At 68.8% G+C, this 24806-nt stretch carries 26 protein-coding genes; 12 read left to right on the top strand and 14 right to left on the bottom strand.

Going from position 1 to position 24806, the window contains the following annotated elements; translation table 11 throughout:
• Window positions 1-5: 5 nt before the first annotated feature.
• On the bottom strand, window positions 6-920 hold the full coding sequence (locus tag C9J49_RS09925) for a LysR family transcriptional regulator (RefSeq protein ID WP_035599496.1): 915 nt from the start codon (window positions 918-920) through the stop codon (window positions 6-8).
• Window positions 921-1105: 185 nt separating this feature from the next.
• Here C9J49_RS09925 and C9J49_RS09920 point away from each other — a divergent pair, with 185 nt between their 5' ends.
• Together C9J49_RS09920 and C9J49_RS09915 are read left to right on the top strand one after the other, a co-directional pair.
• Window positions 1106-1867, top strand: coding sequence for a COG3650 family protein (locus tag C9J49_RS09920; RefSeq protein WP_107181394.1), 762 nt, complete (start codon window positions 1106-1108; stop codon window positions 1865-1867).
• A gap of 117 nt (window positions 1868-1984) precedes the next feature.
• Window positions 1985-2584: an FMN-dependent NADH-azoreductase gene (locus tag C9J49_RS09915; RefSeq protein ID WP_046079565.1), complete on the top strand. Its 600-nt coding sequence runs from the start codon at window positions 1985-1987 to the stop codon at window positions 2582-2584.
• Between the two features lie 82 nt (window positions 2585-2666).
• Here C9J49_RS09915 and C9J49_RS09910 read toward each other — a convergent pair whose 3' ends face one another.
• Together C9J49_RS09910 and C9J49_RS09905 are read right to left on the bottom strand one after the other, a co-directional pair.
• Window positions 2667-3731 carry a metal-dependent hydrolase gene (locus tag C9J49_RS09910; protein ID WP_107181393.1) on the bottom strand — a complete coding sequence of 355 codons (1065 nt, stop codon included), beginning with the start codon at window positions 3729-3731 and terminating at the stop codon, window positions 2667-2669.
• A gap of 31 nt (window positions 3732-3762) precedes the next feature.
• On the bottom strand, window positions 3763-4323 hold the full coding sequence (locus C9J49_RS09905) for a DNA-3-methyladenine glycosylase I (protein WP_107181392.1): 561 nt from the start codon (window positions 4321-4323) through the stop codon (window positions 3763-3765).
• Window positions 4324-4425: 102 nt separating this feature from the next.
• Between C9J49_RS09905 and C9J49_RS09900 the strand changes: the two genes are divergently transcribed.
• Window positions 4426-4866 (top strand): VOC family protein, encoded by a 441-nt coding sequence (locus C9J49_RS09900; protein WP_035599973.1) that lies wholly within the window; start codon window positions 4426-4428, stop codon window positions 4864-4866.
• Between the two features lie 89 nt (window positions 4867-4955).
• Here the strand turns inward: C9J49_RS09900 and C9J49_RS09895 are convergent, their stop codons facing one another.
• Window positions 4956-5360: a DoxX family protein gene (locus C9J49_RS09895; protein WP_107181391.1), complete on the bottom strand. Its 405-nt coding sequence runs from the start codon at window positions 5358-5360 to the stop codon at window positions 4956-4958.
• A gap of 110 nt (window positions 5361-5470) precedes the next feature.
• Between C9J49_RS09895 and C9J49_RS09890 the strand changes: the two genes are divergently transcribed.
• Complete coding sequence (locus tag C9J49_RS09890; RefSeq protein WP_107181390.1) at window positions 5471-5911, top strand: META domain-containing protein; 441 nt, start codon at window positions 5471-5473, stop codon at window positions 5909-5911.
• Between the two features lie 96 nt (window positions 5912-6007).
• Here the strand turns inward: C9J49_RS09890 and C9J49_RS09885 are convergent, their stop codons facing one another.
• The 5 genes from C9J49_RS09885 to C9J49_RS09865 all read right to left on the bottom strand — a co-directional run bounded on the left by C9J49_RS09885 (window position 6008) and on the right by C9J49_RS09865 (window position 14265).
• Window positions 6008-7447, bottom strand: coding sequence for a phosphatase PAP2 family protein (locus C9J49_RS09885; protein ID WP_107181389.1), 1440 nt, complete (start codon window positions 7445-7447; stop codon window positions 6008-6010).
• A 388-nt stretch (window positions 7448-7835) separates the two neighbouring features.
• Window positions 7836-10685 carry a valine--tRNA ligase gene (locus C9J49_RS09880; RefSeq protein ID WP_107181388.1) on the bottom strand — a complete coding sequence of 950 codons (2850 nt, stop codon included), beginning with the start codon at window positions 10683-10685 and terminating at the stop codon, window positions 7836-7838.
• 285 nt (window positions 10686-10970) lie between these two features.
• On the bottom strand, window positions 10971-11414 hold the full coding sequence (locus tag C9J49_RS09875) for a DNA polymerase III subunit chi (protein WP_046079559.1): 444 nt from the start codon (window positions 11412-11414) through the stop codon (window positions 10971-10973).
• A 76-nt stretch (window positions 11415-11490) separates the two neighbouring features.
• Window positions 11491-12570, bottom strand: coding sequence for a branched-chain amino acid aminotransferase (locus C9J49_RS09870; protein ID WP_046079558.1), 1080 nt, complete (start codon window positions 12568-12570; stop codon window positions 11491-11493).
• 171 nt (window positions 12571-12741) lie between these two features.
• Window positions 12742-14265, bottom strand: a complete 1524-nt coding sequence (locus C9J49_RS09865; protein ID WP_046079557.1) for a leucyl aminopeptidase — start codon at window positions 14263-14265, stop codon at window positions 12742-12744.
• 184 nt (window positions 14266-14449) lie between these two features.
• On the opposite strand from C9J49_RS09865, the gene lptF reads away from it, so the two are divergent.
• The 5 genes from lptF (at window position 14450) to bfr (ending at window position 18020) form a co-directional block, all read left to right on the top strand.
• Entirely contained in the window at window positions 14450-15532 is a 1083-nt protein-coding gene (gene lptF / locus C9J49_RS09860; protein ID WP_081945783.1) for an LPS export ABC transporter permease LptF, read from the top strand.
• On the top strand, window positions 15529-16593 hold the full coding sequence (gene lptG, locus C9J49_RS09855) for an LPS export ABC transporter permease LptG (protein WP_035593984.1): 1065 nt from the start codon (window positions 15529-15531) through the stop codon (window positions 16591-16593). The genes lptF and lptG overlap by 4 nt, the downstream gene beginning before the upstream one ends.
• A gap of 12 nt (window positions 16594-16605) precedes the next feature.
• Window positions 16606-17082 (top strand): RDD family protein, encoded by a 477-nt coding sequence (locus C9J49_RS09850; protein ID WP_107181387.1) that lies wholly within the window; start codon window positions 16606-16608, stop codon window positions 17080-17082.
• 102 nt (window positions 17083-17184) lie between these two features.
• Window positions 17185-17391 (top strand): (2Fe-2S)-binding protein, encoded by a 207-nt coding sequence (locus tag C9J49_RS09845; RefSeq protein WP_035593980.1) that lies wholly within the window; start codon window positions 17185-17187, stop codon window positions 17389-17391.
• Between the two features lie 152 nt (window positions 17392-17543).
• Window positions 17544-18020, top strand: coding sequence for a bacterioferritin (gene bfr / locus C9J49_RS09840; RefSeq protein ID WP_046079555.1), 477 nt, complete (start codon window positions 17544-17546; stop codon window positions 18018-18020).
• Window positions 18021-18204: 184 nt separating this feature from the next.
• Here the strand turns inward: bfr and C9J49_RS09835 are convergent, their stop codons facing one another.
• From C9J49_RS09835 to C9J49_RS09825, 3 genes are read right to left on the bottom strand one after another with little or no spacing between them, the layout of a single operon-like run.
• A complete protein-coding gene (locus C9J49_RS09835) occupies window positions 18205-18432 on the bottom strand; it encodes a DUF1653 domain-containing protein (protein WP_046079554.1) in 228 nt (75 codons plus the stop codon).
• 17 nt (window positions 18433-18449) lie between these two features.
• Window positions 18450-19274: a tRNA cyclic N6-threonylcarbamoyladenosine(37) synthase TcdA gene (gene tcdA, locus C9J49_RS09830; RefSeq protein ID WP_046079553.1), complete on the bottom strand. Its 825-nt coding sequence runs from the start codon at window positions 19272-19274 to the stop codon at window positions 18450-18452.
• A complete protein-coding gene (locus tag C9J49_RS09825; RefSeq protein WP_046079552.1) occupies window positions 19271-20035 on the bottom strand; it encodes a pseudouridine synthase in 765 nt (254 codons plus the stop codon). Before C9J49_RS09825 ends, tcdA begins: the two co-directional genes overlap by 4 nt.
• A gap of 131 nt (window positions 20036-20166) precedes the next feature.
• Between C9J49_RS09825 and C9J49_RS09820 the strand changes: the two genes are divergently transcribed.
• Complete coding sequence (locus C9J49_RS09820; RefSeq protein WP_107181386.1) at window positions 20167-20901, top strand: NAD-dependent deacylase; 735 nt, start codon at window positions 20167-20169, stop codon at window positions 20899-20901.
• Window positions 20902-20983: 82 nt separating this feature from the next.
• Entirely contained in the window at window positions 20984-21742 is a 759-nt protein-coding gene (locus C9J49_RS09815; protein ID WP_107181385.1) for a tRNA-uridine aminocarboxypropyltransferase, read from the top strand.
• A 3-nt stretch (window positions 21743-21745) separates the two neighbouring features.
• Here C9J49_RS09815 and C9J49_RS09810 read toward each other — a convergent pair whose 3' ends face one another.
• Window positions 21746-22216, bottom strand: a complete 471-nt coding sequence (locus C9J49_RS09810) for a MarR family winged helix-turn-helix transcriptional regulator (RefSeq protein ID WP_107181384.1) — start codon at window positions 22214-22216, stop codon at window positions 21746-21748.
• A 185-nt stretch (window positions 22217-22401) separates the two neighbouring features.
• Between C9J49_RS09810 and C9J49_RS09805 the strand changes: the two genes are divergently transcribed.
• Window positions 22402-23349, top strand: a complete 948-nt coding sequence (locus C9J49_RS09805; RefSeq protein WP_046079549.1) for a bile acid:sodium symporter family protein — start codon at window positions 22402-22404, stop codon at window positions 23347-23349.
• 105 nt (window positions 23350-23454) lie between these two features.
• Here the strand turns inward: C9J49_RS09805 and C9J49_RS09800 are convergent, their stop codons facing one another.
• On the bottom strand, window positions 23455-24693 hold the full coding sequence (locus C9J49_RS09800) for a TraB/GumN family protein (RefSeq protein WP_046079548.1): 1239 nt from the start codon (window positions 24691-24693) through the stop codon (window positions 23455-23457).
• Window positions 24694-24806: the final 113 nt, after the last annotated feature.

The following is a 24806-nucleotide window of genomic DNA, read 5'->3' as shown; positions in this document are numbered from 1 at the left end:
GGCACTCAGGCCGGCTTGACGCCCTCCAGCACCGCAAACGAGGTCTCCCGGGCGGTGCGCAGGAAGTCTTCCATCCAGGGCGCATCGCGCGTCTCCTCGCGGATCGCCGCGAACAGCGTGCTCCACACCCCGTGCTCGCCCAGCGGCACCGCCTTAACGTAGTCCCGCTCCAGATATTCGGTCAGCGCCCAGTTGGGCAGCGCGCAGACGCCGCGGCCGCTGGCCACCAGCTGCATCATCATGATCGTCAGCTCGGCGGTGCGTACCTCGCGGGGCCGGCAGTCGGCCGGGTCGAGGAACTGGGTGAAGACGTCCAGTCGTCCATGCTCCACCGGGTAGGTGATCAGCGTCTCGTCGACCAGGTCCTGCGGCGCCACGAAGGGGCGTCCGGCCAGGCGGTGCTGGCGGGCCACGGCCAGCAGTCCCTCGTAGCGGAACAGCGGTTCGTAGTGGACGCCGGGCAGCGGCTGTGGATCGGCGGTGATCACCAGGTCGAGCTGCTCCCGGGCCAGGGCCGGCAGGGGGTCGAAGTGATGGCCGCCGGGAATGTCGATCTCCACCTCGGGCCAGTGATCGCGGAAGTGGTCCACGGTGGGCATCAGCCACTGGAAGCAGCTATGGCATTCGATGGCCATGTGCAGCCGGCCCTGTTCGTTGCCGGCCAGCCGGGCCAGGTCGCGTTCCGCCATGCGAACCTGGGGCAGCACCTGTTCGGCCAGCGCCAGAAGGCGTAGCCCGGCGCGGGTGAATTCCACCGGCCGGGTCTTGCGCAGGAACAGCGGGCTGCCCAGCCGCTCCTCCAGGTCCTTGATCTGGTGGGAGAGGGCGGACTGGGTCAGGTGCACCCGCTCGGCGGCTTCGACCAGGGAGCCGGCGTCGCGCAGGGCGATGAGCGTGCGGAGGTGGCGGAGTTCGAGCATGCTTTTGAGCTAACTTCATGATGATGAAGAGCAAGTTTAGTTTTATTCAGACGTATGGGCCAGTCGGATGCCGCGGCCCGCGTCGAGGTCGTGCCATGGCTTCGGAGCGCGGGCATGGCGCCAAATGCGCTCGGCGGCTGGTATGCTGGCGACGATGGAGTCTCGTCGCACAAGGAGTCATTGCCATGTTCCGCCTTTCTTCCTGCCGGATCGCCCTGCCGCTGCTGATGTCGCTGGGCCTGTCCGGCTGCATCACCTACGTCAACTCGCCGACCCCCGAGCCCGCTCCCGAGCCGCCCGAGACCAGTGACGCGGGCACGTCCGCCGAGGCCGACGCGCCCAAGGCGCCGTTGCTGCCGTCGACGCTGTTTCCCGGCGAGGCCGACGAGCTGGTCGGCTGGCGCTGCACCCCGGCCCAGGATCTGGTGACCGCCGAGGGCGACGACGAGCTGCGACTGTGGTCGGCCCTCGGCGCCACGCGGCTCACGCCGTCCGTGGTGGCCAGTGGCAGCCGCTATCAGAGCGGCGGGCTGAGCGTATGGCTGAAGGGCGACGAGGCGCTGGTCGAGAGCCAGCGGGGCCGGCTGGACTGCCGGCGCGACATCACCCTCGATGCCCTGACCCGCGAAGGCCATCCCGGCGTGATGTTCCACGGCCGCGGCAACGAGCCGGGCTGGCACCTGGCACTGGCCAACGACGTGCCCGAGCTCGACCTGACGCTCGACTACGGCGAGCGTGAGATGACGCTGCCCTATCGGGTGACCACCCTCGACAACGGCGCCGGCCGGGTGATCCTGGCCAGCGGCCAGGCAGCGCGGCCCTTCACGCTGCGCATCGAGGCCAAGGCCTGTTTCGATGACATGAGCGGCCAGCCCTGGCCGGCCCGGGTGACGCTGTCGCTCAACGGCGAGACCTATCGGGGCTGCGGGCAGGGGATCGCGCCCTGAGGGGCAGGATGTTCGACGCGATCGAATGATAGGCGCGGTTTTTTCCGCTTATCGTGGCCAAAAACGAATATATAATGGCGATCATTCTTACGCTCACGAAGCTTCAAGGAGATCGCCATGACCCGCGTCCTCGTCCTGACCTCTTCCATCCTCGGCGGCAACTCCCAGGCGTTGGCCGATCACTTCAGCACCCTGGCCGGCGAGCGCGACGGCGTGGAGATCACTCGCCGCGATCTGGTGGCCGACGATCTGCCGCACCTGGGGCTGCCGGAGCTCGCCAGCTGGCAGGTGGCCCCGGAAGAGCGCGATGCCGAGCAGCGCGAGCTGGCGGCCCGTTCCGACGCCCTGATCAAGGAACTGCTGGCCCATGACGTGGTGGTGCTCGGCGTGCCGATGTACAACCTCGGCGTACCGTCGCAGATGAAGGCCTGGTTCGACCGCGTGCTGCGCGCCGGCGTGACCTTCCGCTACACCGAGAACGGCCCGGTGGGCCTGATCGAAGGCAAGCGGGCCATTCTGCTGGCGGCGCGCGGCGGCGAGTATGCCGGCTCCGAGCTCGATAGCCAGACCCCGCACCTCACCCACATGCTGGGCCTGATGGGCATCGGCGAGGTGGATACCGTGTTCGCCGAGGGGCTGAACATGGGCGAGGCCAAGCACGACGCGGCCATGAACGAGGCCCGCCAGGCCATCGCCGGCCTGGTCGAGCGCCTCTGAGCCGGCGATGCCGACCTGAGCATCATCCATCGCGTAACAGGGCGACCCTTGGGTCGCCCTGTTCGCGTTCTGGGATAGCCGGTCAGCAGGTGGCGGACGTCGACAGCCGCCAGCGAGGCTCGACGAACTGACCGACGCAGAGCCGCGGTTCGGTGGAGAGGATTCGCGTGCCCAGCCGCCTCAGCGCCGCCTCGCTGTCACGGCGCCGGGGCTCGAGCTGGTAGGGCGCGGCGAGCGGCCGCCAGCCGTCGTCGGTGCGCTCGGCGAGGGCGAAGTGGAAGGCGTGGAAGCCCGGGAAGCCCAGTCGCAGATCGGTGGCCACCAGGGTGGCCGGCTCCCGACTCTCGTCGACCTCGTAGCGCAGGAAGGGGCCGGCGAACCAGTCCAGGCGACGCCCGCTGGCATCGTCCCGGACCACGGTTTCCCACTCGCTGCCGCGGGAGAAATGCTCCAGCCGGGGCCGCCGGTCGCCATCGAAGACGCCGACCAGCGTCTCGTGGTAGCGGTCCGCCTCGGCCACGCTGACGCGCCACAGCAGGATATTGAAGGGTGTGGGCTGGATGAGACGCGGCGCGTCCTCCAGGGCGTTCTCGGCGAGCACCGGCTCCACGCGCTGCTCGATCAGGGTCCGGGCGCCCAACGACAGCACCAGGTACAGGCAGGACAGTGCCAGCCCCCAGCGGGTGGCGCCGATTCGTCCGCTGAACAGGGCGATCAGTACCGTCGCCAGCAGCGGCAGCGAATAGAACGGGTCGATGATGAACACCAGCGGGTAGGCCGTCGGGCGAAGGTCCAGCGGCCACCAGATCTGGGTGCCGTAGGTGGTCAGCGCGTCCAGCAGCGGGTGGGTCAGCAGGCAGAGGCCGAAGAAGGCCAGCCAGCGTCCCGGGGAAATGTCCCGCGCCTTGACGAAGCGGGCCGATAGCCCGGCGAGCAGGGCCGCGAGCCCGGCCAGCACGAACAGCGAATGGCTGAAGCCGCGGTGCTGGGTGACGTTGGCCACCGCGTCGCCGTAGTCGATGACCACGTCGAGGTCGGGCAGGGTCCCGAGGGCGGCGCCGATCAGCACCGCCTTGCGGCCCAGCCGTCGGCCCAGTACGGTGCCGCCGATCGCCGCGCCCAGCGCGGCCTGTGTCAGGGAATCCATGGGCGAAGAGGGTCCTCGGGTCGCGGTGATATCAGGGGGCGGGGCGTGTCGTCTCGCTGGCCCGGGCCCAGGCGGGGCCGGCGGCGAGGACGCGGGCCTGGACCGGGCAGTCGTCGCGATGGGCGCCGGGCAGGTAGCCGCTGCTCATCAGGAACTCGCCGACGATCTCCGGGCCGGTGAAGCGGAAGGTCCGCTTGAAGAGCCCGACCCAGTCGGCGTGGGGGCGCGGATGATGGGCCTCCAGCCAGGCGTGGAAACTGCCGTGCTCGTCGCGCAGGTGCTGGATCACGCCGGCATTGTGGATGACGGCGTCGACCTTGAGGCGGTTGCGGATGATGCCGGCGTCGGCCAGCAGCCGGGCACGCTCGACATCGCCGTAGGCGGCCACGCGGTCGACGGCGAAACCCTCGAAGGCGTCGTGGAAGGCGTCGCGCTTCTTGAGCACGGTCAGCCAGGACAGTCCCGCCTGGTTGATCTCCAGGGCCAGGCGCTCGAACAGCGTGTCGTCATCGGCAACGGGGAAGCCGTATTCATGGTCGTGATAGGGGCCGTGAAACGGATGGCCGGGGGCCAGGTCACAGTAGTGGCTCATGGAACCTGCTCGTCGAGGAAGGCGTCGGGGAGCATGATGCCTCAGCATGCCCCCGCCGACAGCACTTGTGAAATTCAATCGATCCGCGAAATAGGGAGAGACATGCAATATCTGCACACCATGGTCCGGGTCAGCGATCTGGACGCCTCGCTGCACTTCTACTGCGACCTGCTGGGGCTCAAGGAAGTGCGCCGCAAGGAGAACGAGAAGGGGCGCTTCACCCTGGTGTTCCTCGCCGCCCCGGCAGACGAGTCGCGCTCCACGGAGCTGCAGGCGCCGGAGCTCGAGCTGACCTGGAACTGGGACCCGGAGACCTACACCGGCGGCCGCAACTTCGGCCACCTGGCCTATCGCGTGGACGACATCTATGCGCTGTGCGAGCACCTCCAGGCCAACGGCGTGACCATCAACCGCCCGCCCCGCGACGGCCACATGGCCTTCGTGAAGAGTCCCGACGGCATCTCCGTGGAGCTGCTGCAGGCCGGTGAGGCGCAGGCACCGAAGGAGCCGTGGGCATCCATGGAGAACACCGGCAGCTGGTAAGCGGCCGCCGGCCTGTCCTGCGGTAATGAAAATGCCGCCGACGGAGGCCCGTCGGCGGCATTGTTTGTGCGGGGCAGTGGCGCGGGCGCTCAGTCGGGCCGGAGCGCCATGCGTCCGCTGCCGAGGAAGACCAGCGCCAGGGCGCCGGCGAAGAACATGCCCTGCAGCTCGAGCTGCCAGCCGCCGTTGTCGTTGAGCATGAACAGCTCGCCGGTGTGGGCCAGCAGCACCGCGACCAGCATGTTGCCGGCCATCAGCAGGCCCGCCAGTCGGGTCTGCCAGCCGAGGATGGCCATCACCGGGGCGACGACCTCGCCGATCAGCACGCCGTAGGCGAGCACGGCGGGCAGCCCATAGCCCTCCAGCAGGCCACCGATCCAGTCGAACGAACCGGGGTTGAGCAGCTTCGAGATGCCGTGAAACAGGATCAGGCCGCCCACGGCGAGTCGCAGCAGCAGCTTGCCGAGGGGATCGTTGTGCAGGGCGTTGAGCATGGGACCTCTCCTTGTTCGATGGGATGCGCAAAGCATTGTCCGAGACGCCGGCCTGGGGCAAGCTTGATCTCGATATCGATACGCTCCCGCCAACGTTCAAGGATGACACCATGTCTGCCCCCCTTCGCCTTGCCCTGCCGCTGATGCTGGCCGCGCTGATGGCCGGCTGTGCCGCCGGCCCCGCGCCGGTCCCCCCGCCCGGCGACACCGTTTCCGGCCCGGTGGTCGGGCCTCGCTGGAACCTGCTGTTGGTGGGTACCAGCGAGCGATTGGAGATGCCGGCCACGCCCTGGTTCCAGGTCGCGGCGGACGGCAACGTCACCGGCAGCGACGGCTGCAACCGCTTCACCGGCAGTGTCGCGCTGGATGCGCAGAACCGCATCGAGTTCTCCTCGCTGACCTCGACCCGCCGCGCCTGCCCGAACATGGCCGGCGCCCGCCAGGTCACCGAGATGCTGGACGAGGCCTATCGCTACCTGATCGATCATGACCGGCTGGTGTTCTTCGGCCCCGACCAGCACGTGCTGGGCGGCTTCCGCCGCGTCGACTGAGGCGGTCGATACCGCCAGGACGATCAGAGGAAAAGACGACAAGGGCCCGCCTGAATCAGGCGGGCCTTTGTCGTGGGGGCGCCGTCGCCGACCGGCTCAGTGCCGGAGCGGGAGGCGCGGCAGGGCCTGTCGAATGGCGCGCGTCAGCCCCTCGGCCATCGGCGTGCACAGCACCCAGGGCAGCAGCAGCAGGGCGATGCTCAGCGCGCCGATGTAGACGTCGCTGAACCAGTGGGCGCCGACCAGGATGCGCGGCGCGCTGAGCAGCACCACGAAGGCCAGGCTCCAGCCGGCGATGCAGCGATCCGCGAAGCGTAGCATGAAGCCGGCGAAGACCATCAGCATCAGGCCATGGTCGCCCGGGAAGCTGTTGGCATCGGAATCCTTGGTCGGGATGCTGACGATGTCGGTCAGCCGCGCGGCGTGCTCGAAGAAGCGCGTCGGGCTGGGGTGGCCGTAGCTGATCGCCTCATTGGTGATCAGCGCCACGATGCCGGCGGTGATCAGCATGGTCACGCCGATGGCGGTCCAGTGTCGGACGCGATCCTCGCGCGTGTCGCGGCGCATGGCCAGGGTGAAGAGCAGGCCCAGTATCCCGAAGGAGATCGCGTCGAAGGCGCGTGAGTTGAGCACCGCCAGCAGGTCGGCCCAGTGGGGGTTCTCCGGCGAGATCCAGGCGTTGAACAGCCAGAAGAGATGGTCGTCCAGGTCGGTCCACAGGATGCCATGCGGCACGGCCCAGCTCAGCAGCAACAGCACGCCGGCGAGGTTGTAGGCCGAGATGCGCTTGAGCATGCCCCGCTGGTCGTACAGCCGCCGGGGCCAGGAGCGGACCGGACCCAGGCGCCGACAGGCGCCGTCGAAGAACGTCGCCAGCCGCCTGATGAGCGTAGAGATCGAGGCATTGCACAGCACCCAGGGCAGCACGACCAGGGCGATGGCCAGCGATCCGAGATAGACGTCGCTGACCCAGTGGGCGCCGCCCATGATGCGCGGCAGCGTGACCAGCACGCTGAGGGCCACCGCCAGGCTGGCGATCAGCCGGTCGGCGAAGCGCAGCATGAAGCTGGCGAACACCATGGCCATCAGCCCGTGATCGCTGGGGAAGCTGTTGGACGCCTCGTCCTTGGCCGCCAGGGCGGTGTGCTCGCTCAGGAAGTTGACATCCTGGTGCCACAGCGTGGGGCTCGGGCGTGCCGCCAGCAGGTTCTGGTGCAGCAGCTCGCCGAGCAGGGCGGCCACGGCCGACATCACCAGGCCGATCGCCAGCCACTTCTGCCAGCTGCCCCTGGGGTCTCGGTGCATGGCGAAGAACATCATGACCATGAGCACCGCGAACATCGCCAGGTCGAAGGTGCGGGTGTTGAGTGCCGCCAGGAATTCGGTCCAGTACGGGTAGGCGGGACCGATGAACTGGTTGAAGAAGTAGAAGACGTCGTCGTCGAGGCGGGTCCAGGCCAGTGCGGTGGGGAGCCACCAGCTCGCGATCAAGGCGAAGCCAAGAAGGTTGTAGAAGAGGATTCGGCGCAGCTGCATGACCAATACCCTGATAAGGATTAGCCGGTTATTTTAATCGATACCGAGAATCAAAAACAGTGTTTGCTAACTGTCCCGATCGATCGCTGTTCGCCGTGGGCGGCTCGACCGGCGGGCGTGAAGCACTCGGCCCCGCCATAGGCGGGGCCGAGTGGGAGTAGTGCTTGGCGAAAGAAGGATCAGAGCGCGGCGATCTTGTCGCGCTGCTCCACCAGTACCTTGCGGGCGGCTTCGCCAGGAGAATCGCGCGAGCTTGTCGCGCCGTTCTCCTCAAGCGCCCGGAGTCAGAGCGCCGCGATCTTGTCGCGCTGCTCCACCAGCACCTTGCGGGCGGCTTCGCCAGGAGAACCGCGCGAGCTTGTCGCACCGTTCTCCTCAGCGCTCGGAGTCAGAGCGCGGCGATCTTGTCGCGCTGTTCCACCAGTACCTTGCGGGCGGCGGCGAAGTCCGCCAGCTTGTCGCGCTCCTTCTGCACCACTGCCTCGGGGGCCTTGGCGACGAAGCTGTCGTTGCCGAGCTTCTTCTCGATGCCGCCGATCAGCTTGTCCTGCTTCTCGATCTCCTTGGCCAGACGCGCGAGCTCGGCGTCCTTGTCGATCAGCCCGGCCATGGGCACCAGCACTTCCATCTCGCCGACCAGCTGGGTGGCCGACAGCGGCGCCTGTTCGGGATCTTCGAGCCAGGTGACGCTCTCGAGCTTGGCCAGCTTGGAGAGGAACAGCCGGTTGGCCTCCAGGCGCTCGCTGTCGCCGGCGGTGCCCTTGGTCAGCAGCGCCTCCAGCGGCTTGCCCGGGGCGATGTTCATCTCGGCGCGGATGTTGCGGATGGCCACGATCACGCCCTTGAGCCACTCGATGTCGCGGGTGGCGTCCTCGTCGATCAGCGCCTCGTCGGCCTGCGGCCATGGCTGGGTCATCACGGACGGACCCTCGACGCCGGCCAGCGGGGCCACGCGCTGCCAGATCTCCTCGCTGATGTAGGGCATCATCGGGTGGGCCAGGCGCAGCACGGCCTCGAGCACGCGCACCAGGGTGCGGCGGGTGCCGCGCTTGGCGGCATCAGAGGCGCCGTCGTCCCACAGCACCGGCTTGGAGAGCTCGAGGTACCAGTCGCAGTACTCGTTCCAGACGAAGTCGTAGAGCGCCTGGGAGGCGTGGTCGAAGCGGAACTCCTCCATCGCCCTGGTGACCTGGGCCTCGGTCTTCTGCAGCTGGGAGATGATCCAGCGGTCGGCCAGCGACAGCTCGACCTCGCCGCCCTGTCCGTCGCGCGAGACGCCGCAGTCCTCGCCTTCGGCGTTCATCAGCACGTAGCGCGAGGCGTTCCACAGCTTGTTGCAGAAGTTGCGGTAGCCGTCGAGGCGGCCCATGTCGAACTTGATGTCGCGGCCGGTGGTGGCCTGGGACAGAAAGGTGTAGCGCAGGGCGTCGGTGCCGTGGGGCTCGATGCCGTCCGGGAACTCGCCGCGGGTGGCCTTGGCGATGGCCTTGGCCTTCTGCGGCTGCATCATGTTGCCGGTGCGCTTCTCGACCAGGGCGTCCAGGTCGATGCCGTCGATCAGGTCGATCGGGTCGAGCACGTTGCCTTTGGACTTGGACATCTTCTGGCCCTGGCCGTCGCGCACCAGGCCGTGCACGTAGACCTGCTTGAAGGGCACCTCGCCGGTGAACTTCAGGGTCATCATGATCATCCGGGCGACCCAGAAGAAGATGATGTCGAAGCCGGTGACCAGCACGCTGGACGGATGGAAGGTCGCCAGCTCCGGGGTCTGCTCGGGCCAGCCCAGGGTGCCGAAGGTCCACAGCCCGGAGCTGAACCAGGTGTCGAGCACGTCGTCGTCCTGGGTCAGCTCGAGGTCGGCGGCCAGACCGTGCTTGGCGCGGGCCTCCTCGGCGGTGCGGGCCACGTAGACGTTGCCCTCGGCGTCGTACCAGGCCGGGATGCGGTGGCCCCACCACAGCTGGCGCGAGATGCACCAGTCCTGGAGGTCGCGCATCCAGGCGAAGTACATGTTCTCGTAGTTCTTCGGCACGAACTCGATGTCGCCGTTCTCGACCGCGGTGATGGCCGGCTTGGCCAGCTCCTCGACGGCGACGAACCACTGATCGGTGAGCAGCGGCTCGATGACGTCGCCGGAGCGATCGCCGTAGGGCAGGGTGTTGCTGACGGTCTCGACCTGCTCGAGCAGGCCGGTGGCGTCCATGTCGGCGACCAGGCGCTCGCGGGCCTCGAAGCGGCCGAGGCCTGAGTAGGCGGCGGGCAGCGAGGTGTCGATGTCGGCCAGCGGGCGGCCCTGGAGGTCGAACGCCTCGGCGGCCTCGAGGACGGCGGCGTCCTTGGAGAAGACGTTGATCAGCGGCAGGTTCTGGCGCTTGCCGACCTCGTAGTCGTTGAAGTCGTGGGCCGGGGTGATCTTCACGCACCCGGAGCCCTTCTCCATGTCGGCGTGCTCGTCGGCCACGACCGGAATGCGGCGGCCGACCAGCGGCAGCTCGACGAACTTGCCGACCAGCGAGGCGTAGCGCGGGTCTTCCGGGTTGACCGCCACGGCGCTGTCGCCGAGCAGGGTCTCGGGACGGGTGGTGGCGACGACCAGGTAATCCTTGCCGTCGTCGGTGGTCACGCCGTCGGCCAGCGGGTAGCGGAAGTGCCAGAACTGGCCCTGCTGGTCCTTGTTCTCGACCTCGAGGTCGGAGATCGCGGTGTGCAGGGTCGGGTCCCAGTTGACCAGCCGCTTGCCGCGGTAGATCAGATCCTCTTCATAGAGGCGCACGAAGACTTCCTGCACGGCCTTGTAGAAGCCGTCGTCCATGGTGAAGCGCTCGCGGGACCAGTCGACACTGGCGCCCATGCGGCGCAGCTGGCGGGTGATGTGGCCGCCGGACTCGTGCTTCCACTCCCAGATCTTGTCGGTGAAGGCCTCGCGCCCGAGGTCGTGGCGGCTCTTGCCTTCCTCGGCGGCGACCTTGCGCTCCACCAGCATCTGGGTGGCGATGCCGGCGTGGTCGGTGCCCACCTGCCACAGGGTGTTGCGACCCTGCATGCGCCGCCAGCGCGTCAGGGTGTCCATGATGGTGTCCTGGAAGGCATGGCCCATGTGCAGGCTGCCGGTGACGTTGGGCGGCGGGATCATGATGGAGAACGGCTCGCCCTCGCCGGAGGGGGCGAAGCGGTTGTCGGCTTCCCAGCGCTCGTACCAGCGGGTTTCGATCTGCTCGGGTTGGTAGGTCTTGTCCATGGGGTCTTCCGGGTCGAAGGAGGTGGCGACGACGCGGCACGGCGGGCCTGTCAGGCCGGCCGTGCGGGACGCGAAAAATGGGGTCGATTATAGCCCGAGGGGCCGGGCGGCGTCATGGGCGGCCGGCAGGCTTCTCGATGCAGTGAGGGGGCGCCGGGGGCAGGTCGAAGAGGGGGTTTTTGGCCATGGATGGCCAAAGAAGCGCCCAGGGATGGGTTCATAGCGCCCCTCGGAGACCTGTCGACGGAATAGCCCCGAACAATGCGGCTCAGGAAAAGGAGGAGCTCAGGCCCCGGCGCGCAGATGGTGCGGCGTGACCGGGTAGCCGCGCTTCTTGTAGGTCTGCCAGCAGCGCCGCTTGGCGGTCAGCACCGCCTGGTGCTGGTTGATGATCTCGGCGACCCGCTCGAAGCGTGAGAACCACTCGGGAATCTCCGGGTGCAGGTTGAGCATCGCCTGCACGCCAGCGTCGCCGGGCGGCGGTTCCTGCCAGCCGATGGTCACCGGCACGCTGTCGGCCTGCTCGCTGCCGAGCAGCGCGTGGGGCAGGTAGGCGTCGGGCCGGAAGGTCCAGAGGGTGTCGTCCAGCTCCCGGGCCATGGCCTTGTCCTCGGCGTGCAGGTGCAGCCGATAGCCCTTGCGGGCGATGGTCTCGGCGAGCCGGCAGGCGAATGCCAGCCGCGCTTCCAGGGTGGTCTCGGGGAGGATGTAGAAATCGATGCGGGTCATGAGACTCCGTCTAAAACGGACTGCGCTCGGCCTTGCCCCCGGGAAAACCCGTCTCTCCGGGGGCAGGAAAAGCCGTTTACACCAGGCGGGTCAGCCAGCCGTACTTGTCCTCGCTGCGGCCGTACTGCAGGTCCAGCAGTCGGGTGCGCAGGCGCTTGGCGATCTCGTTGTCGCCCTCGGCGGCCAGGCGGATGGTGTCGTCCTCGGTCACCAGCTCGCCCACCGGGGTGATCACCGCGGCGGTGCCGCAGGCGAAGACCTCGACGATCTCGCCGCTGGCCGCGCCCTCGCGCCACTCGTCGATGCTGATCGGGCGCTCTTCCGGGGTCAGGCCCTCGTCGCGCGCCAGGGTCAGCACCGAGTCGCGGGTCACGCCCTCGAGGATGGTGTCGGTCAGGCGCGGGGTGACGATGCGGCCGTCGCGGTAGACGAAGAACAGGTTCATGCCGCCCAGTTCCTCGATCCACTTGTTCTCGGCGGCGTCGAGGAAGGCGACCTGGCTGCACTCGTGGTCGGCGGCTTCCTTCTGGGCGGCCAGGGAGGCGGCGTAGTTGCCGCCGCACTTGGCGAAGCCGGTGCCGCCGGGGGCGGCGCGCTTGTAGTGCGAGGACAGCCAGATCGAGACCGGCTTGATACCGCCCTTGAAGTAGGCCGCGGCCGGCGAGGCGATGACGTAGTAGTCGACCTCGTGGGACGGGCGCACGCCGAGGAAGCTCTCGCTGGCGATCATGAACGGGCGCAGGTAGAGGCTCGACTCGTCGGCCTCGCTGGCCGGGGTCGGCACCCAGGCGCTGTCCTGGGCCAGCAGGGCCTTGAGCGAGTCGATGAAGTCCTCGTCGGAGAGCTCCGGCAGGGCCAGGCGACGCGCGCTGCGACGGAAGCGCTCGGCGTTCTTCTCGGGGCGGAAGGTCCACACCGAGCCGTCGGCGTGGCGGTAGGCCTTCACGCCCTCGAAGATTTCCTGGCCGTAGTGCAGCACCGCGGCGGCCGGGTCCAGGGTCAGCGGACCGTAGGGGCGTACCTCATGGCCGTGCCAGCCGGCGTCGACGGTCCAGCGGACGTGGGCCATGTGATCGGTGAAGTAGCGCCCGAAGCCGGGGTCGCTCAGGATCTCCTCACGGATCGGGGTCGCCGTGGCATCGGCGGTGGGCAGCATGGAAAAACGTTCGGTGGACACGGCTTGGTCTCCGCTTCTATCGGGGCGCGGCCGGCGCCCCGGCAGGCTGAACAGGGTGACCGGGCGAGAGGCCGCCCGGTCAACGAATGTCGACATTCACATGAAAAAGTCGCCACGCCCAAAAGGCAAGCCCGGGCGTGGCGGCGGCGCTCAGGCCTCGCCGTCGGCCTCGACCTGGCCTTCGGCCTCGCGGTCCAGCAGGTACTGGGTCAGCAGGCTGACCGGGCGGCCGGTGGCGCCCTTCTGCGCGCCGGAGTTCCAGGCGGTGCCGGCGATGTCCAGGTGCGCCCAGGGGAACTTGTCGGCGAAGCGCGAGAGGAAGCAGCCGGCGGTGATGGTGCCTGCCGGGCGGCCGCCGATGTTGGCCAGGTCGGCGAAGTTGGAGTCCAGCTGCTCCTGGTACTCGTCCCACAGCGGCAGGTGCCAGGCGCGGTCCCAGGCGGTCTCGCCGGCATCGAGCAGGTCCAGCGCCAGGTCGTCGTCGTTGGCCATCAGTCCGGTGGCGTGGTGGCCCAGGGCGATGATGGCGGCGCCGGTGAGGGTGGCGATGTCGACCACGCTGGCCGGCTCGAAGCGCTCGGCGTAGGTCAGGGCGTCGCACAGCACCAGGCGACCCTCAGCGTCGGTGTTGAGCACTTCCACCGACAGGCCCCGAAGGGTCTTGATGATGTCGCCGGGCTTGGTGGCGCGGCCGCTGGGCATGTTCTCGGCGCTGGCGACGATCGCCACCAGATTGATCTTCGGCCGCACGGCGAGCACCGAGGTGACGGCGCCGAACACGCTGGCGGCGCCGCACATGTCGAACTTCATCTCGTCCATGCCCGCGCCGGGCTTCAGCGAGATGCCGCCGGAGTCGAAGGTGATGCCCTTGCCGACCAGCACGTGGGGGGCCTCGTCGGGGTCCTCGGCGCCTTGGTACTTCATCACGATCAGGCGCGAAGGCTCGTCGCTGCCGTGGCCGACGGAGAGCAGCGAGTGGGCGCCCAGCGTCTCGAGAGCCTCCTCGTCGAGGATCTCGGCGCTCAGCGCGCCGTCGGAGCCGGCGGCCAGCTGCTCGGCGCGGTCGGCCAGATAGCGCGGCGTGCAGACGTTGCCGGGCAGGTTGCCCAGGGTGCGGGCGGCGTTGATGCCCTGGCCGATGCCGTCGCCGACCCGGGCGCCTTCGCGGGCCGCCTCGGCGTCGTCGCCTTCGCTGACCAGCAGGGTCACGCGCTCGAGTTTCGGCGCCGGGCCGGGCTCGGACTTGAATTCGGTGAAGCGATAGACCGCGCGATGGGCGGCCTCGGCGACCGTGCGCGCCTTCCAGTCGCTGTCGCGGTCGGGGACCGGCACGTCGGTGAAGGCCACTGCGGCGTCGTCGGCGGGCAGCGTCGCCAGGGCGGTGAAGGCCGCGTCCACGGCCTTGCGGAAGGCGCCTTCCTGGCACTTGTCACGGGGCCCCAGGCCGACCAGCAGCAGGCGGTCGGCGTTCAGACCGGGGGCGAAGGGGACCATCTGCACGTTGCCCAGCCTGGCGTCGAAGTCTTCGCGCTCGATCAGCTGGCCGATCAGCCGCTCGCTGGCATCGTCGAGCTTGGCGGCGGCGGGCAACAGGTCGCCATCCTTGAACACCGGTACCACGAGGCAGGCCGTCTCGACCTTGGCGGGATTGGCCGTCTGAACTGGGAATTCCATGGTGTCTCCACAAGACAAGCGGTGGGGGATTCTGGATAATGCCGGCACATGGCCGAGTCGTCCCAGTGTACCCCAGGAGCCTGCCGGACTTCACACCGATCTGTGGCGCCCGACACTCCCCCGGGCCTGCGTCTCATTGCATGGAAGAGGGCCGGGCCGGACGGACCCGGACCGGGAGACAACCTTGATCATATTCCGCTATCTGACCCGCGAGATCCTGCAGACCATGGCCGCCGTGGCCGGGGTGCTGCTGCTGGTGATCATGGGCAGCCGCTTCATCCGCTACTTCGCCGACGCCGCGGACGGCGAGATTCCCCTGCATATCCTCGGTTCCCTGATGCTGTTTCACATGCCGGGGTTCCTCGAGCTGATCCTGCCGCTGGCCTTCTTCCTGGGCATCCTGCTCGCCTACGGACAGCTCTATCTGAACAGCGAGATCACCGTGCTGGTGGCCTGCGGGACCAGTCCCAACAAGCTGCTGCAGGTGAGCCTGCTGCCCGCCACCGTGGTGGCGGTGATGGTGGGCCTGTGCAGCCTGTGGCTGAGCCCCGCCGGGGCCCTGAAGAAGGAAGTGGTGATCGAACAGCAGCGCAGCCAGCTGGATTTCTCGGTGCTGAACCCGGGACGCTTCCAGGACTTCGGCGATGGCCGCACTGCCTATACCGAGGCGCTGACCGACGACCAGCAGGAGATGCGCGAGGTCTTCATCAGCGAGCGCCAGCGCCGCTCCGACGGCACGCCCGGCACCGTGGTGACCCGGGCGTCTTCCGGCTATCAGACCGTCGACGAGGAGACTGGCAGTCGCTTTCTGGTGCTGACCGACGGCGAGCGCTACAGCGTCGAGCCGGGCCGGGCCCAGGCCGAGCGGCTCGAGTTCGGTACCTACGCGGTGCGGCTGTCGCAAGATGAGAAAAGCCTCGACCTCGACAATCCCGAGCTTGCCACCACGCCGGCGCTGTTCGCCGCCGAGTCGCCCCCCGCCGCGGCGCAGCTGCAGTGGCGCCTGGGACTGCCGCTGATGGTCTTCGTCCTGACCCTGATGGCGATGCCGCTGTCGCGGGTCAATCCTCGCCAGGGCCGCTTCGCCAAGCTGCTGCCGGCGATTTTCCTGTACGTGGCCTACCTCAGCCTGCTGCTGGCGTCGCTGGACGCCATCGGCCGCGGCAGCTGGCCGGCGGGCATCGGCATGTGGCCGATCCATGGTGGCTTCCTGGCCATCGGCCTGGCGATGACGCTGCAGGCACAACGCAAGGGGATGAGTGGATGATCGCCGACCGTCTTGACCGTTACATCGCCCGTCAGATCCTCGGCGCGATCCTGGTGGTGCAGGTGGTGCTGCTGGGGCTCGACCTGGTGATCACCTACATCAACGACCTGGGCGACGTGGAGGGCGACTACGGCGCCCTGCAGGTGCTCTTCTACCTGATGTTCCGGCTGCCCTGGCGCTTCTATCAGTACGCCCCGGTGGGGGTGCTGATCGGCGCCCTGATCGGGCTCGGCAGCATGGCTTCGAGCAACGAGCTGACCGTGATGCGCGCCGCCGGCCGCTCGCTGGTGCGCATCCTGTGGGGCGTGATGAAGCCGATCATCCTGGTGATCGCGGTGGTGCTGTTCGTCGCCGAGTTCGTCAGCCCCAGGACCGAGCAGTTCGCCAGCGCCTGGCGTCTCGAGCAGATGCAGGGCGAGGGCGCCGTGCTGACCGAGAGCGGTGGCTGGCAGCGCGAGGGCGACGACTTCTATCGCTTCGGGGCGATCCGCGCCGACGACGTGGTGCTGGACCTGACCCGCTATCGCTTCGAGGGCCAGGAACTGCGCGAGGCGCTCAGTGCACGCCGCGCGGTATGGCAGGGCGGCGCCTGGGTGCTGGAGGACGTCACCGAGACCCGCTTCGTCGACGGCCGTACCGAGACCTCCCGCCAGTCGACGCGGGCCTGGGAGACCGAGCTGACGCCGCAGCGCCTCGACCGGCTGCTGCGCGAGGTGGACAGTCAGGCGCCCAGCGAGCTGTGGGCCTATGCGCGCTTCCTCGAGTCCCAGGGGCAGAGTGCCACCCAGCCGCTGATCTATTTCTGGCAGAAGATGCTGATGCCGCTGACCATGGCCTCGCTGGTGCTGGTGGCGGCGTCGTTCGTGTTCGGCCCGCTGCGCACCGTGGCCGCCGGCACCCGGGTGTTCTACGGCGTGGTCACCGGGCTGGTGTTCAAGTACCTGCAGGACCTGCTGGGTCCGGCTTCCACGCTGTTCGGCTTCTCGCCGGCCTGGGCCGTGCTGGTGCCGACGCTGCTCTGTGCCGGCCTCGGCCTCTACCTGCTGCGCCGCACCGGCTGACCGGGAGCTCTCATGTCGCGCCGCTTCGACCGTCTCGACGACGTCTGGCCCGCCGGCCTCGGCCGGCGGCTGGGCGCCATGCTCTACGATGCCCTGCTGGTGCTGGCGCTGTGGATCGTCATCGGCGCCGTCCATGTTGCGGTCAGCCGCCTGCTGCTGGGTATTCCTCCCGAGCGGGTCGGCCTCGGCGCCGGCCAGGTGTGGTCGCTGCGTGTCCTGCTGGCGATCGCCGCCTGTCTCTTCTTTACCTACTTCTGGACCCGCGGCGGCATGACGCTGGGCATGCAGGCCTGGCGGCTGCGGGTGCAGACCCTCGACGGCCATGCCATCGATCGCCGTCAGAGCCTGGTGCGCTGCCTGGTCGGCGCGCTCGGCTGGCTGCCGCTGGGCCTCGGCCACCTCTGGGTGCTGTTCGATGGCGAACGGCGCAGCTGGTCGGACCTGGCATCCGGCACTCGTCTGGTGGTGCTCCCGGGAAAGCGTCGCTGACGTCATCGGGGGCGACCCGGACGAGAATCATCGCCGTCTATGCTTGCGATAGTCCATGCGAATCATTTACATTCGATCTCATGGTCGAGATGAGGTGATGTCATGTACGTGTGTCTGTGCAAGGGTGTGAGCGACAAGGCGATCCGCCGCAGCGTGGAAGAGGGCGCGCGCAGCTGGCGCGAGGTCCAGCGCGAGACGGGTTGCGGCACCCAGTGCGGCAAGTGCGCCTGCATGGGCAAGGCCATCACCCGCGAGACGATCCAGGAAGAGATGGCCCTGGCCAGCGAAGGGCTCGCCTACGCCGTTTGATGGCAATCGCTATCGTTTCCTTTGGCGTTTTCAACGCTTTGATTTGTTTGAGTTTTTTAGGATATCGCCTAGACTGTCCGGCATGGATGGCGGCGCGATGACGCGCGTGCCAAGCTGAAGGACGACCCCGACGACAGCAATGAGGTGGTGTCATGAAAGGCGACAAGAAGGTCCTCGAATACCTCAATACCGCGCTCGGCAATGAGCTGGTGGCGATCAACCAGTACTACCTGCATGCCAAGATGTATCAGGATTGGGGACTGGCCGCACTCGGCAAGTTCGAGTACGAAGAGTCGATCGACGAGATGAAGCACGCCGACAAGCTGATCGAGCGGATCCTGTTCCTCGAGGGCGTGCCCAACCTGCAGGACTACGGCAAGCTGCTGATCGGCGAGGACACCAGGGAGATGCTCGAGTGCGACCTCAAGCTCGAGCACCAGGGCCGCGACGACTACATCGAGGCGATCGCCTACTGCGAGTCGGTGCAGGACTATGTCACCCGCGACCTGCTGCGCGACATCCTCGCCGACGAGGAAGAGCACATCGACAAGCTCGAGACCGAGCTCTCGCTGATCGACAAGGTCGGCATCGAGAACTACCTGCAGAAGCAGATGCACGAAGCGGAATAACAAGCCGCTTGATGGGGCGGGGGCGAATATGAGCGAGGGTTATCCGCCAGGGATGGCGGATGAAGCGCCCAGGGATGGGTTCATAGCGCCTCGCGAAGATTTGCCGCCGGCCATGACAACTCAAGCGATGAAAGAAGGCGCCCTATGGGGCGCCTTCTTGCGTTCGGCGTTAGCCTGTCCAGGCTCAGGAAAAGGCCTTTTCCAGCGCGAAGCGGGGCGTCACTTCCCCGTCCACCTCGACCGTCTCCATGAACATGCCAAGCGGGCGCACCCACAGGCCGTATTCGCCGTAGAGCGCGCGGTAGGTCACCAGCGCCTCCTCGGTCTCACTGTGATGGGCGACGCCGATCACCTCGTAGCGCGGGCCCTTGTAGTGGCGGTAGATGCCGGGCACGGGATGCGAAACGTCCATGAGTCTCTCCAGGGAATTCAGCGGGAAGAGGCGGCGTCGCGGGCCAGTCGCGCCAGGGTGCGCGAGGCGGCCACGAAGCCGAAGCTGCCGGTGACGAAGGTCGCCGCGCCGAAGCCCGAGGCGCAGTCGAGGCGGGTGGCCTCGCCGGCGGCGGGCTTGGCGTGGCAGACCTCGCCGTCGGCGCCGGGGTAGACGAGCTGCTCGTCGGAGTAGACGCACTCCACCGAGAAGCGTCGCTTGGGGTTGCGCGAGAAGCCGTGGTCGCGCCGCAGCCGCGAGCGCACCTTGGCCAGCAGCGGGTCGTGCTCGGTGCGGGTCAGGTCGGCCACCCGGATGCGCGTCGGGTCGGTCTGGCCGCCCGCCGCGCCGGTCACGGTGATCGGCAGCTTGCGGCGCTTGCACCAGGCGATCAGCGCCGCCTTGGCCACCACGCTGTCGATAGCGTCGATCACGTGGTCCAGGTCCTCGGGCAGCCGCTCGGCGAGGTTGGTCGGGGTCACGAAGGCGGTGTCCGCCACCACCTCGATGCCGGGCTGGATGGCCCGGCAGCGCTCGGCCAGCACCTCGACCTTGGGCCGGCCGACGGTGCCGTCCAGGGCGTGCAGCTGGCGGTTGACGTTGGACACGCAGACGTCGTCGAGGTCGATCAGCGTCAGCTTGCCGATGCCGGAGCGGGCCAGGGCCTCCACGGCCCAGCTGCCCACGCCGCCGACGCCGATCACCGCCACGTGGGCGTGGCGGAAGCGCTCCAGGGCGCGGGCGCCGTAGAGGCGGCGGATGCCGCCGAAGCGCAGCGCGTGGTCGTCGGTCTCGAGGGCGGCGGGGCTCGGAAAATCGTTCATGGCAGTTCACATGGCTCGGCGGAAGGGGCGCGGCGGTTGGCGGGCAGGTGGCCCGCCCAGCCGAAGCGCCGGAACAGCGCGGTCATGGGCGCATCCAGGGCGCAGCCCAGGTCCAGGCGCCGGCCCTCCACCGGGTGGTCGAAGCTCAGGCCCACGGCGGCCAGCAGCAGCCGCGGGCAGTCGAGTCGGTCGGCGAAGAAGCGGTTGTGCACGCCCTTGCCGTGCTTGGCGTCGCCGATGATCGGATAGCCGCGCTGGGACAGATGGCGACGGATCTGGTGGCGCCGCCCGGTCAGCGGGCGCGCCTCCATCAGCGAGTAGCGGCTGGTGGGGTAGCGGTCGACCCGCACCGGAAGTTCCACGCTGTCCAGGCGCCGCACCTCGGTGACGGCCTCCATGGCCGGCATCTCGGCCTTGGGGCGGCGGCCGTCCTCCTCGCGCAGGGCATACGCCAGGCGCTCGGCGTCCGGCCCGGTGCCGCGCACCACGGCCAGGTAGCGCTTGGCCACGCGGTGCTGCTCGAAGGCCTCGCCCAGGCGGCGGGCGACCTCGGACGACAGCGCGAACACCATCAGCCCCGAGGTGGGGCGGTCCAGGCGGTGTACCGGATAGACCCGCTGGCCCAGCTGATCGCGCAGGGTCTGCAGCAGGAAATGGCGCTCGCCCCGGGCCAGGGCGCTGCGATGCACCAGCAGCCCGGAGGGCTTGTGCACGGCGACCAGATGCTCGTCGTGATGGAGGATGGGCAGCGGTTCGTTCATCGGGCGACTCGGGGGATGCGGCGAGGGCGCCCATTGTCGCCGCGCGACGGGCGGATGTCATCCGTCGCCCTCTGCTCCGGCGAGGCGGAATATGGCAAGCTGGGGTGAGTTCCCCGATCCGCGAGACGACCATGAGCGACGACGCCCGCCCCCACCTGGTAGTACTGACCGGCGCCGGCATCAGTGCCGAGAGCGGCATCCAGACCTTCCGCGCCGCCGACGGCCTGTGGGCCGACGAGCCCGTCGAGGCGGTCGCCACGCCGCAGGGCTGGGCCCGCGACCCCGAGCGGGTGCTGCGCTTCTACGACGCGCGCCGCGACCAGGTGCGCGGGGCCAGGCCCAACGCTGCTCACCGGGCCCTGGCCGAACTCGAGGCGGACGGCTTCCGGGTCAGCGTGGTGACCCAGAACATCGACGACCTGCACGAGCGGGCCGGCTCGCGCAGCGTGCTGCACCTGCACGGCGAGATCCTGATGGCGCGCTCCAGCGTCGACGCGAAGCTGCGCTATCCGCTGTCCCGGGGCGGCATTCGCCTCGGCGACCTCTGCGACAAGGGCGCCCAGCTGCGCCCCGACGTGGTGTGGTTCGGCGAGGCCGTGCCGGCCTATCCCGAGGCCTGCGACATCGTTGCCGAGGCCGACCTGCTGCTGGTGGTAGGCACCTCGCTGGCCGTGATGCCGGCCGCCATGCTGCTCGACCAGGCACCGTTCGGCGCGCCCTGCGCGCTGGTCGACCCCGAGGCGGAGGCCCTGGCGCCGGCCGGGGTGGCGAAGATCGCCCGGCCCGCCGGCGAGGGCGTGCCGGCGCTGGTGCGCCACTGGCGCGAGACGAGAGCGCTTTCGATGCCGGAGGGGCGGCTCGACTGAGGCGTCGCGCGGCCGGAGGCGGCGGCGGGGCGTGCTAGAATGCGGCTCCCTTATCGCCCTCTCACCTCCGGCTAGACGACTCATGCAGGACGACACCCCGACCCCCGACCACGGCGACGTGGACCCCGCCACCGGACACCCGCGGCCGCCGCGGCGCGAGTTCAAGGCCCGCGGCAGCTTCGTACGCCGCTGCGAGACCTGCAACCTGCCGGCGTTGAACTGCCTGTGCCCCTACAAGGTGACGGCGGACAGCCGCGCCCGGGTGTGGCTGATCACCCATCCGCTGGAGCACTACAAGCCCACCAACACCGGACGGCTGATCCGCGACGTCCTGCCCACCACCGAGGTCTTCACCTGGTATCGCACCGAGCCGGACGAACGGCTGCTGGCGATGCTCGAGGACGAGCGCTATGCGCCCTTCGTGATCTTCCCCGACGACCAGGCGGATTACGCCCACCGGGTGGTCGGCATGGAAACGGTGGCGGCGCGCCAGGACGATGGGCGGATTCCGGTGTTCGTCATCCTCGATGGCACCTGGCGCCAGGCGCGGCGTATCTTCCGCAAGAGCCCCTATCTGGCCGAGCTGCCGGTGCTGCCGCTCGCCACCGAGCGGCTGACCCGTTACCGACTGCGCAAGCCGGCCTCGGCTGCCCACCTGTGCACCGCCGAGGTGGCCGCGGAGCTGATGCGCCAGGCCGGCGACACCGAGGCCGCGGAGCGGCTCGACGACTACTTCGACGTGTTCAATGACAGCTATGCCGCCAGCCGGCGCCACGGCAAGATCGAGACGCCGACGCCGGCCATGCAGCGGCTACGGGCGGCCCGGGAAGGCGAGACGTAGCGATCAGGCGGGAGCGGGGGGCTCTTCCAGGGCGCCGGGTTCCTTCTGCAGGCGCCGGTCGATCAGATCGAGCGCCTCGAGCAGCGCCTCGAGCTGGGCATCACTCAGGTCGTTGAGCAGGTCGCGCTCGACGCCGAGCAGTTCCTCCTGGAGGGCGTCCACGGCGTCGCGCCCCGCCGGGGTCAGGAAGACGCGCTTGGTGCGGCGATCCTGCTCGTCGTTGACGCGCTGGACCTGGCCCTTGGCCTCCAGGCGGTCCAGGTGGCGTACCAGGCTGGAGCCTTCCATGCCGACGCGCTTGGCCAGTGCCTTCTGGCTGAGGCCGTCGCCGCCAGCACCGAGATGGACCAGTGGCGCCCAGCTGGTATCGGTGTGGCCGACCAGCGCCATGTGATGATCGAGGGCACGCCGCCAGCGGCGCGAGACGGTGGAGAGCCGGATACCGAAGCGCTCTCGGGCATTGGATGAAGTCATGGCATCAATGTTTTGTTGCTAATTATTGATCTCGAACGTATCACGGCGGCCCGGTGATCGGCCACGTTTTTCCGCCTCGAGGGGCATTGCCCGGCTTACGCCGACCGACGACCATAGGGGCGCGGGCGGCCGCGCCCGAGATCATTCATAAAAAAGCTCCCACCTTTCCATCGCAAGGACACGTCATGCATTTCTTCGAGCGCTTCAATCGTCTCTTCCCCGTCTGGGCGGTGCTGCTGGCCGTGGTGGCCGCCTTCCAGCCGCAGCTCTTCACCGGCCTGGCCGGCAGCATCAAGACGCTGCTGGTGGTCATCATGTTCGCCATGGGCCTGACGCTGTCCAAGGCCGACTTCGCCCGTGTGGTGAAGTCGCCGGCGCCGATCGCCGTGGGCGTGGCGCTGCAGTTTCTGATCATGCCGCTGGCGGCGCTGGCGATCTCGCGCCTGCTGGGACTCTCCGACGCCCTGACCATCGGCATGGTGCTGGTCGGCGCCACCGCCGGTGGCACCTCCTCCAACGTCATGACCTGGCTGGCCGGCGGCCGGGTGGCGCTGTCGGTGTCGATGACCATGGTTTCGACCCTGCTCTCGGTGGTGGCCACGCCGCTGTTGACCCTGCTGCTGGTCGGCGAGAGCGTCGACGTGCCGGTGGCGGGCATGCTGACCAGCATCGCCCAGCTGGTGGTGGCACCGATCCTGATCGGGGTGATCGTCAATCACTGGCTGGGCGAGCGCATCGCCCGGGTCGAGCCGGCGCTGGCGAGCCTGGCGATGCTGGCCATCGTGGTGATCATCGCCATCGTGGTGGCGCTCAACGCCGGGCGGCTGGCGACCCTGGGGCCGGTCGTGGCGCTGGCGGTGATCGCCCATAACGCCATCGGCCTGGCCGGCGGCTACGGCCTGGCCCGGGCGCTGCGCTTCGACGAGCGCACCGCGCGCACCATCGCCTTCGAGGTGGGGCTGCAGAACTCCGGGCTTGCCGTGGCCCTGGCCAACCAGTTCTTCAGCGCCACCGCGGCGCTGCCGGGTGCGTTGTTCTCGGTGTGGCACAACGTTTCCGGCTCGCTGCTGGCCGGCGCCTGGAAGCGTCGCCCGGCCGAGAGCGAGGCGGCGTCGGCGCTTCAGTCTCGCTGAGCCGCGCCTCGCCGACCGCACCTCGCCGGCCGCGGCGATCGGGCAGGAAAAGGGCCCCGGACAGCGATGTCCGGGGCCCTTGTCGTTGCCGGCGTGGCAGCGGCGTCAGCCGCCGAACAGGGCGCCGGCGATGCGGAAGCCGGCGATCCAGGTCCCGGCGGCGGAACCCAGGGTCGCGGTCAGGAACACCAGCAGGGTGCGCGAGACCCGGTTGCGCCACCAGCCCTTCACCTCGGTGACGTCGTGGCGCAGGGTGGCGAAGTCGCGCACCTTGGGCTTGCGCATGGCCAGCTCGACCCCGGCGGCCACGAAGCCGGCACCGATGGTGGGATTGAGCGAGGTCAGCGGGGCGGCGAACACGGTGGCGATCACCGTCAGCGGGTGGGCCAGCGCCACCAGGGTGGCGGCGCCCGAGAGCACGCCGTTGATCAGGAACCACTCGGCCACCAGCTGCCAGCCGAGCTCGGTGTTGCGCGAGAAGCCGATGGCGAAGCCGGTCAGCACCAGGGCGGTGATCAGCCAGGGCAGCGCCTTCCACACCTTAGTGGGCGGCGGCGTGGCCTCCAGTGTCTCGCGCTCCGGCGTCGGCGCCTCGGGCAGCGGCTGCTCCAGGTGCTCGGCCATGCCCTTGAGGTGGCCGGCACCGATCACCACCAGCACGTGGCGGTAGCGCCCCGGCGGACACTGTTCGGCCAGGCGCAGCACCATGTAGCGGTCGCGCTCGCTGATCAGCGGCGTGTAGAGGGTCTCGGACTCGCTGGCGAACTCGCTGAAAGTGGACTCCAGCACGTCGCCTTCCTTGAGCCGTTCGATGTCGGCCGCGGAGACGTCCTGACGCGACAGCACGCCGCCGAGCAGCCCCGAGAACAGCGAGAAACGCTGCCACCAGGGCACGTTGTGATAGATGCGCTTCAGGGTCACGCCGACGTCGCGGTCGATCAGCAGCAGCGGGAGGTTACGGGCCTGGCTGGCCTCCAGGGCGGCGCGCATCTCGGCGCCGGGCTCGATGCCGGATTGCTCGGCGACGCGCTGCTGGAAGGCGCCCAGCGCCAGACTGGCGGCCACCATCCCGGCCTTGCCCTGGCGGAAGATCTGGAACAGGTCCTGCTCGCCCAGGGCATCGGGATTGGCCAGGTTCTGGTGACGCGAGTCGCACAGCTCGATGGCCACCGCGTCGAACTCGCCGGAGTCGATCAGCTCGCGCACCTCGGTGGCGCTCTCGGCGGAGACGTGGGCGGTGCCCAGCAGGGTGTAGCGGGTCTCGCCCACCTTGAGGGTGCGGCGCGGGCCGCCGCCGGCGGCCTGCTCGCGATCGACGGTCGCGGTGTCCTGGGAGTCGGTCATGGACGCTCGGGTCTGAAGGATGAAGGCTCGATTATCCACGAAGCCCGCCGGCGGGCCAAACCCGCCGCGGGCGCTTGCACCGGCTTTGCGACTTGTCGCTGTACCGCGTCCGA

It is taken from the genome of Halomonas sp. SL1, from assembly GCF_003030865.2.
GTDB classification, from domain to species: domain Bacteria; phylum Pseudomonadota; class Gammaproteobacteria; order Pseudomonadales; family Halomonadaceae; genus Halomonas; species Halomonas halophila.
Note: the sequence above shows the minus strand (reverse complement) of the source record. Positions and strands in the feature narration are given on the sequence as shown.